Genomic DNA, 7671 nt, shown 5'->3' on the forward strand with positions numbered 1-7671 from the left:
CGTTTGTCTTGTAAGCTGTAAATTTCAACAATTTATGCGGAGGAAGAGGGATTCGAACCCCCGGTCCCGCGAAGGGACAACGGTTTTCAAGACCGCCGCGTTCGACCACTCCGCCATTCCTCCGGTTGCAAAACTAAAACATTAATTTTATCCTCCCAAGAAGAGTCCCCAAAAAATTCAAAAAAACACGAAAGGGCTCCAACCGACGCATGGAACCGGAACAAAGGTCTCAAACGTTTCAGAATCTCACCCCCATCACCAATACATCATCTACCTGTTCATACTGACCTTTCCAGTTCTCAAAATGATCATCCAGCCGGATCTTCTGGCATTGCAGCTCGAGGGGTGCAAGATCCTTTATCAGGCTTTTGAACCGGGAAATGTTCATCTTTTCATGCTGCTTCTCATCTAATTGATCGGGATAGCCATCGGTGAACAAATAGATCGTATCGCCCTGCTGAAGCTGAATATGTTGGGTTGTAAATGACTCTTCCAACTTGCTCTCTATACCGATGGTCGTCCGGTTGGCCTTGTATTCTTCCAATTCACCATTACGCACCAGGTAAAGAGGATTGTAAGCTCCGGCATACTGAAGCTGCCGGTTCTCCTTATCCCATATGCACAAAGCAATATCTATATTGTTGCGGTTGTCCGTGTCGGGCACATTCTGGCGCAGTGCATGGATCACCTTGGTCCTTAAACGGTTGAGCACATCTCCCGCTTGGGGCTGATTCCGTTCCTGAACCACATCATTAAGGAAGGACATCCCCAGAAGGCTCATAAAGGCACCGGGAACCCCATGCCCGGTACAATCCACCACAGCAAACATCACCTGTCCATTCTTCTGATGTAACCAGTAAAAATCGCCACTTACAATGTCCCTGGGCTTAAACAACATGAAATGATCCGGCAGCATCTGGCGGATGGCACGCTCAGACATCAGCAAACCCGATTGGATGGTTTTGGCGTACTGAATGCTCGAGGCGATCTCATCGTTCTTGACTGCAATCTCGCTACGCTGCTCATGGGCCAGGTTGCGCTGCCTTTCCAACTCATCCCGCTGATTGCGTATCTCCTCATTTTGCTGGATCAACTCTTCATTCTGACTTTCAATCTCCTCGTTTTGCTCCATCAACAACTTGTTGATGTTCCGCTTTTGCCGATAGTTAACATATATCAATACCGATATGGCCAATACAAATACAATGCCGCCTATATAGGCATATTTCTGAACCTGCTGCTTGCGAATGAGGTTTTCCTTCCTGTCGAGAAGCTCCTCCTGCCGGTGGATCTCTTCCTGTTTCTTCTCAAGCTGATATTTGGTTTCCAGTTCTTCAATCTGCTGATTCTTCTCTTTATTGAACAACCGATCCTCAATTTCTTCAAAATCCCGGGTATATTGTAAGGCCCTGCGGTAATCCCCTCTCTTTTCATATATCTGAGCAAGGATCTGCAGGGCCGACTTCTCCTGCAAAGGAGCCTGAATGGTATCGGATATCCGCTTGCCTTGTAGGGCAAAATCAGTGGCCTGGTTCAATCTGTCCTGTTTCAGATAAACCCTGGCCAGGGTGATCATATCCTCTGCCATGCCTTTTTTGTCTCCTATCTCATTGTCCAATTTCAGGGCCTTATGCAGTTGATCAAGGGATTTACTATAATTCCTGTTTTTCAGGTTGACCATGGCCAGGTTGGAATATACAGCCGATATGCCCCGCTTGTCATTGGCTTTTTCTCTGTATTTGAGGGATTTCTGAAAATGGGTCCGGGCCTGCCTGATCTGACTCTGCTTTAAATGAATCTCGCCCAGGTTGTTCAAACAAGTGCCGATATTGCGTATCTCATTAAGCTCACGGTTCAGATCCAAAGCCCGGGTATAGTAATCCTTCGCCTTATCGTAATTCTGTTGTTCTTCAAATACATTGCCAATGTTGTTGTAACAACTCGAAATTCCCTTGGAATTGTCGATCTTTTCAAAGTGTTCCAATGCCCGTTTGTAAAAACCCACTGCCCTGGAATAATCGCCGAACTGATAATGGATATTGCCCTGGTTGTTGCAGGCCTGCCCCAGTTTCTCAGTATTGTTGATTATTCGTGAGGAATCGGTCAGTCGGGGAGCCAAGGCATGACGCAAACGGGTGGCCTTCTGAAGATATTCCATGGCTTTACCGAAATTTCCCTGATTTTTATGGATCACCCCCAGGTTGTTGTACCCGTTGGCCATGCCTCCGGTATCGCCAGCCTGCTTCTTCAGGGCTATGGAACGATTCAGATAATCGATGGTCTTGTCGTATTCAGACCGGTAGATGTAGATAACGGCAATGTAATTGAGACATTTACCTGCAAGCCTGGTGAATCCCCCCTCCCGGCAAAGATTGAAAGCCTGCTGATAATAGCTTATGGCAGAATCCTGATGGCTATATGCATAAAGATTGCCCAGGCTCAGGTAATGAGTGGCTTTGACGGAATCGTTTTGGGCATCCTCAATGAGCTGCATGATTGAATCATGCTTGGGTTCGTGATCCTGCCCATAGGATAGAAGAGGAAAAAAAAGAAAAAGAAAAAGAACAAAACGTTGGATGTTTGGGTCCATACAAATCACTTTTACATAATTTGGGTCGAAATAATTCCATTTGAAAGATACAAAAATCTATGTATTTTTAGTTGCCCGTAAACAGAGCCCTGTTAATCAGCCAGATGGACCCCGCTCAACAGGCCTCGCATTTACCCGCCGAACAGGGGCAGATCCCCTCCTATTGCCTCCTTTTCATAAGCACCACATTCTCCACATGATAGGTATGGGGAAACATGTCTACAGGCTGAACCTGTTCAACCGAATAATGGGGGCTCATCAGGTTGATATCACGTGCTTGTGTAGCCGGATTACAACTTACATAGACAATGGTTTGGGGTGCCGCTTTAAGGATGTTGCTGACAACATCTCTGTGCATACCTGCCCTGGGAGGATCCGTCACCACTACCTGAGGCCAGCCATAATCGTTAAAAAAACCCTCATTGAGCAGTTCTTTCATATCGCCGCTAACGAAAGAGGTGTTAGTGATGCCGTTGATGCGGGCATTTTCACGGGCATCCGCTATAGCTTCGGGTACCGATTCAATACCTGTTATTTTGCCTGCATGCCGGGCCAGGAAATTAGCAATTGTGCCGGTTCCGGTATACAGGTCATAGACATGCTCATCACCATGCAAACCGGCGTATTCTCTGACCAACTGGTAAAGTTGGCGGGCCTGATGCGAATTGGTCTGATAAAAAGACTTGGGGCCAATCTTGAAACGCAACCCTTCCATTTGTTCAAAAATATATTCCCGTCCGCAATAGGCGACCGGCTCCAGGTCATATATGGAATCGTTGGCCTTGGCATTGATCATATAGATCAGGGAAGTAATATCAGGGAAGTTCAGTTTAATATGGTCCAGAAGGGCCGCTCTTTGTTCAGCATGATCCTCAGAAAAAACAACAATCACCATCACCTCCCCATTGGAGGAAGTACGTATGATCAGGTTTCTGAGAAAGCCCTGGTTGGTTCGTAGATTGAAAAAGCTGTAATGGTTATCGATAGCAAACCGCCGGATCTCATTGCGAATGGCATTGGAAGGATCAGGCTGCAGGTGGCACTGTTCAATGTCGACAATTTTATCCCAGCGGCCGGGGATGTGCAAGCCCAGGCCACGTTTCTCGAGTTGTTCATCCGATGCCTCTATCTCATCACGCGTAAGCCAGCGGTAATCGGAGAAGGAAAATTCCATCTTATTCCTGTAATAGCGGGTATAAGGAGATGGCAATATATCGTTTATCTCAGGCAAGTCCACCTTCCCGATGCGTTCCAGGTTATCTACCACCTGCTTGCGTTTGAAGCGGAGCTGCTCCTGGTATGGCAAATCCTGCCACTTACAGCCCCCGCATAAGTCAAAATGCTTACAGAAAGGCTCTACCCGCATACTGCTGTAGGCATAAAAATACACGGGTTTACCTTCCATGTATGATTTCTTCTTCCTGGTGATCTTCAGGTCCACCACATCTCCGGGCAAAGCCTTAGTAACAAATATCACCTGCCCCTCAACCCGTGCAATGGACTTGCCTTCGGCCGCAATATCTTCGATGGTGATTTTTTCAAATACCGGCAAACGCTTTCTTCTTCCCACTTTTTTGTTGCAAAAATAATGAAGTTGCAGAAAAAATACTTACCTGCTCGGGGAAATCACAATGCAGGATTTCAGGCAGTACTTAAAAAAAATATTCGCACAAAATAGAGAAAATCAATCTTTCAAAGCCAATTAAGTATTGAATTTTACAGGAATTTGATTTAATTTCGCACCATTGAATGAATGGAGCTTATGCTGTATCCTCCTTACAGAAAAAAAATACATGCCCTCACCGGCTTTCTGCTGATGGCAGCCATCTTTGTGGTTCCCATCACCTACTCATCCATGCATCATGATGCTGCGGCAGGAGGCTCAGATTATGAGGAACAGGTAGATGAGTACAACCTGGCTAAAATCATTCACAAACAAAAGATTCAGCGTATTGATGCCTTCATGCAACAGCACCACAAAAGATATAATTTTCAGGGCAATGTACTGGTGGCTTATAGAGGGAATCTGATCTATGAGGGATCATTTGGATATACCAATCCCCGTAAAAAAGACCCCCTTACCAGGGATGCCGTTTTCCAGCTGGCTTCAGTAAGTAAGCAGTTTACAGCTATGGCCGCTTTGATAGCCATTGAGAAAGATTTGCTGAGTTACGATGATACAGTAACCCGGTTCTTTCCTGATTTCCCCTATGAAGGAATTACCATACACATGTTGTTAAACCATACGGCAGGATTACCCAATTACATGTGGTTGCTGGAGCATTACTGGCAAGGGGAAGAAATTCCCTATAACACGGATTTGATGAAATTGCTGGCCAGGCATAAACTGAACCTTCATTTCAGGCCCGGCACCCGTTTTGGATACTCCAATACAGGCTACGTGATACTGGCAGCCATCATAGAAAAAGCCACCGGAATGCGTTTCGACCAATTTACGAGCCAGGAGATCTTCGAGCCCCTGGGCATGGAGAACAGCTTCGTTCAAAGCGCCGCTTATCCCTCCAGGGAAAAGAAACATCTGGATGGTTACAAATACTGGGGCCGCAGATACAGAAGGGTACCGGCCACGGTTAACGACGGTACGGTTGGCGATAAAGGGGTATACTCCACCATGGAAGATCTGTATAAATGGGACAGGGCTTTGTATGACAACACCCTGGTCTCAGAACAAACCATGAATAAAGCATTCGAGCCCCTGCAACTGAAAAACGGCAACCAGTATCCATATGGATTCGGATTCCGCCTGAGAGAAGTGGACGGGGAAAAAGTGGTTTACCATTATGGCAAATGGAACGGTTTTAGAACAGGTATCATCCGCTATATTGAAGACACCAGTACCATCATCATCCTCAACCATACCGACAGGCCCTACAACAGCAAAATAACCGAGAACATACAATCCATGCTGCAGGAAGGTTAACCCTCCTCCCTGGCCTGCCCCCTTCCGGCCACCGGATCAACCCAGTTCACTGATACGCTCCAGAGAATCCAGATCCAGGATCTTGATCTTTCTTCCATCCAGCGCGATTACCTCTTCCTGGGCAAAAGCCGAGAGGGTTCGTATAGCATTGGAGGTGGTCATGTTGGAGAGGTTGGCCAGGTCTTCCCGGGAAAGGTAAACCTTTAATGTAGCCTGATCTTCCTCGTATCCGTATGTGTCCTTTAAAAAGATCAGCGATTCCGCCAGACGGCCCCTTATATGCTTCTGAGTGAGGGTAACGGTACGGGTATTGGAAAATCCCAGCTCGGAAGCCAGAAATCCAATGATGTTCAAGGCAAACTTGCCGTTGTTCATGATGATATCGAACAGGGTCTTCTTCTCGATGGTCCATATTTCACATTCCTCAATGGATTCAGCAGTACCCAGATAATTCTGCCTGGCAAAAAGGGCCCGGAAACCAATAAAACCGTTAGGACGAGCCATGCGCACAATCTGCTCTCTGCCGCCGATGCCTTCCTTGTAGATCTTTACCTTGCCTTTGGCAAGAAAAATCAGGCCGGTGGGCTTATCTCCCTCTTTATAAATGATCTCGTTCTTTTTATAAGTGGAGATGGTGCTGTTATCTTTGAGTGTTTGTTTTTGATCTTCTGTTAAGTCTTTGAATACCTGCATCCTATCTATTACATGGGCGTCGTTGGTCATTGGATCTGCTGATTTATGGGTTTATGATGACGAATATGTTGTTCAACATGCAAATGTAAGGAATAAGCTTCTGATAAAAAAGAAAAAAGGTTTTTTTATCTCCCTCTGGTCAGACATCCTGCATATAAGACCTTCATCTAAAGCAATGGTTCAAAACCCATAAAAAAACGCCCGGTACACAGGGCACCAGGCGTTTTTATCCTACACCTCAAGAGATTATTCAATGTCAATCTTCTTGGAAGCTTTTTCAACAGCCTCTTTCTTTTTGGGCAGCTCTACATAAAGCACTCCCTTCTCATGCCTGGCTTTAATATTATCTACATGAACAGTTTCAGGCAGACTGAAGGAGCGCTGGAATGAACTGTAGCTGAATTCTCTCCTCAGATAATTCTCATCCTTGTTCTCATCCTTATGCTCTTTCTCTGAAGAAATCGTCAATACATTGTTTTGAACGTCTACGTCAAAATCTTTCTTATCCAGTCCGGGAGCTGCTACTTCAATGGTGTATTTGTCCTTGTCTTCCCTGACATTGATGTCCGGTATGCTTGGATTCGATTCATAATCGAAGAAATCTTTCAGAAAATCCTTTCCAAACATGTCGTCGTCAAAGCTGGGCAGAAATTTTCTATTTCTTAACATGGGTATCATGGTACAACCCTCCTTTCTTTTTGGTTCTACATTTTTTAATGTTTCCACCCTTAAAGGATCAAACCGCGTGCCAAGCCCCGGTATATGACGATGTGTCTTTTCCTGAGCCAAAAAAATGACAAACTGGCATATTTTTATTTGCAGAATCCTGACAAACAAGGCACAATAAGAGACAGTCTATTCCCTTCAGCAACATGGAATCTTTCAAATAAATTGTTACTTTTAGGAACCAAAGTCAACGAAAGATGGAGATATACCTGGATTACAATGCCACTACTCCTGTGGACCGGGAAGTGGCCGGGGCGATGAAACCCTTTATGGAGCAGTACTTCGGAAACCCTTCCAGCATTCATCGCTTTGGCGTGGAAACAAAAAAGGCGGTTGAACAAGCGCGCAGGCAGGTAGCTGCATTGATCAACGCTTATCCTCACGAGATCGTATTCACCAGCGGGGGTACCGAATCAAACAATTACGCCATCAAGGGAGCGGCCTGGGCACACCGTGAAAAGGGAAATCACCTGATCACCTCCCAAATCGAACATCCTGCCGTACTGGAAGTATGCAGGTATCTGGAAGGACAAGGGTACCGGGTTACCTATCTTCCGGTGGACGATACAGGAATGGTTCGGGAAGAGGATCTGCGGGAGGCCATAACATCCCGGACCATTATGGTCTCCATCATGCATGCCAACAACGAGATCGGTACCATTGAGTCGATTGACAAACTGGCCCGGATAACAGAGGATCACGGAATCCTTTTCCACACCGA

6 protein-coding genes and 1 tRNA gene are annotated in these 7671 nt (G+C 45.9%); 2 read left to right on the plus strand and 5 right to left on the minus strand.

Annotated features, from left to right (window positions below; all coding sequences use genetic code 11):
• Positions 1–37 precede the first annotated feature (37 nt).
• From KGY70_14050 to rlmD, 3 genes are all read right to left on the minus strand, one after another.
• Positions 38–123: transfer RNA gene (locus tag KGY70_14050), tRNA-Ser, on the minus strand.
• Between the two features lie 115 nt (positions 124–238).
• On the minus strand, positions 239–2590 hold the full coding sequence (locus KGY70_14055; GenBank protein MBS3776313.1) for a tetratricopeptide repeat protein: 2352 nt from the start codon (positions 2588–2590) through the stop codon (positions 239–241).
• Positions 2591–2750: 160 nt separating this feature from the next.
• Positions 2751–4160, minus strand: a complete 1410-nt coding sequence (gene rlmD / locus KGY70_14060; protein MBS3776314.1) for a 23S rRNA (uracil(1939)-C(5))-methyltransferase RlmD — start codon at positions 4158–4160, stop codon at positions 2751–2753.
• Between the two features lie 183 nt (positions 4161–4343).
• Between rlmD and KGY70_14065 the strand changes: the two genes are divergently transcribed.
• Complete coding sequence (locus KGY70_14065) at positions 4344–5531, plus strand: beta-lactamase family protein (GenBank protein MBS3776315.1); 1188 nt, start codon at positions 4344–4346, stop codon at positions 5529–5531.
• 36 nt (positions 5532–5567) lie between these two features.
• Here the strand turns inward: KGY70_14065 and KGY70_14070 are convergent, their stop codons facing one another.
• Together KGY70_14070 and KGY70_14075 are read right to left on the minus strand one after the other, a co-directional pair.
• Entirely contained in the window at positions 5568–6254 is a 687-nt protein-coding gene (locus KGY70_14070) for a Crp/Fnr family transcriptional regulator (protein ID MBS3776316.1), read from the minus strand.
• A gap of 216 nt (positions 6255–6470) precedes the next feature.
• Complete coding sequence (locus KGY70_14075) at positions 6471–6950, minus strand: Hsp20/alpha crystallin family protein (GenBank protein ID MBS3776317.1); 480 nt, start codon at positions 6948–6950, stop codon at positions 6471–6473.
• Between the two features lie 197 nt (positions 6951–7147).
• On the opposite strand from KGY70_14075, the gene KGY70_14080 reads away from it, so the two are divergent.
• The coding region (locus KGY70_14080) for an aminotransferase class V-fold PLP-dependent enzyme (GenBank protein ID MBS3776318.1) at positions 7148–7671 on the plus strand (524 nt) is incomplete at its 3' end.

The sequence above is a fragment of the Bacteroidales bacterium genome (assembly GCA_018334875.1).
GTDB lineage: Bacteria > Bacteroidota > Bacteroidia > Bacteroidales > UBA12077 > JAGXLC01.

What these genes read in the sequence shown, in the direction of transcription:
- KGY70_14070 (MBS3776316.1), bottom strand. Translation starts at nt 6,254, where the DNA reads ATGACCAACGACGCCCATGTAATAGATAGGATGCAGGTATTCAAAGAC.
- KGY70_14065 (MBS3776315.1), top strand. Translation starts at nt 4,344, where the DNA reads ATGGAGCTTATGCTGTATCCTCCTTACAGAAAAAAAATACATGCCCTC.
- KGY70_14055 (MBS3776313.1), bottom strand. Translation starts at nt 2,590, where the DNA reads ATGGACCCAAACATCCAACGTTTTGTTCTTTTTCTTTTTCTTTTTTTT.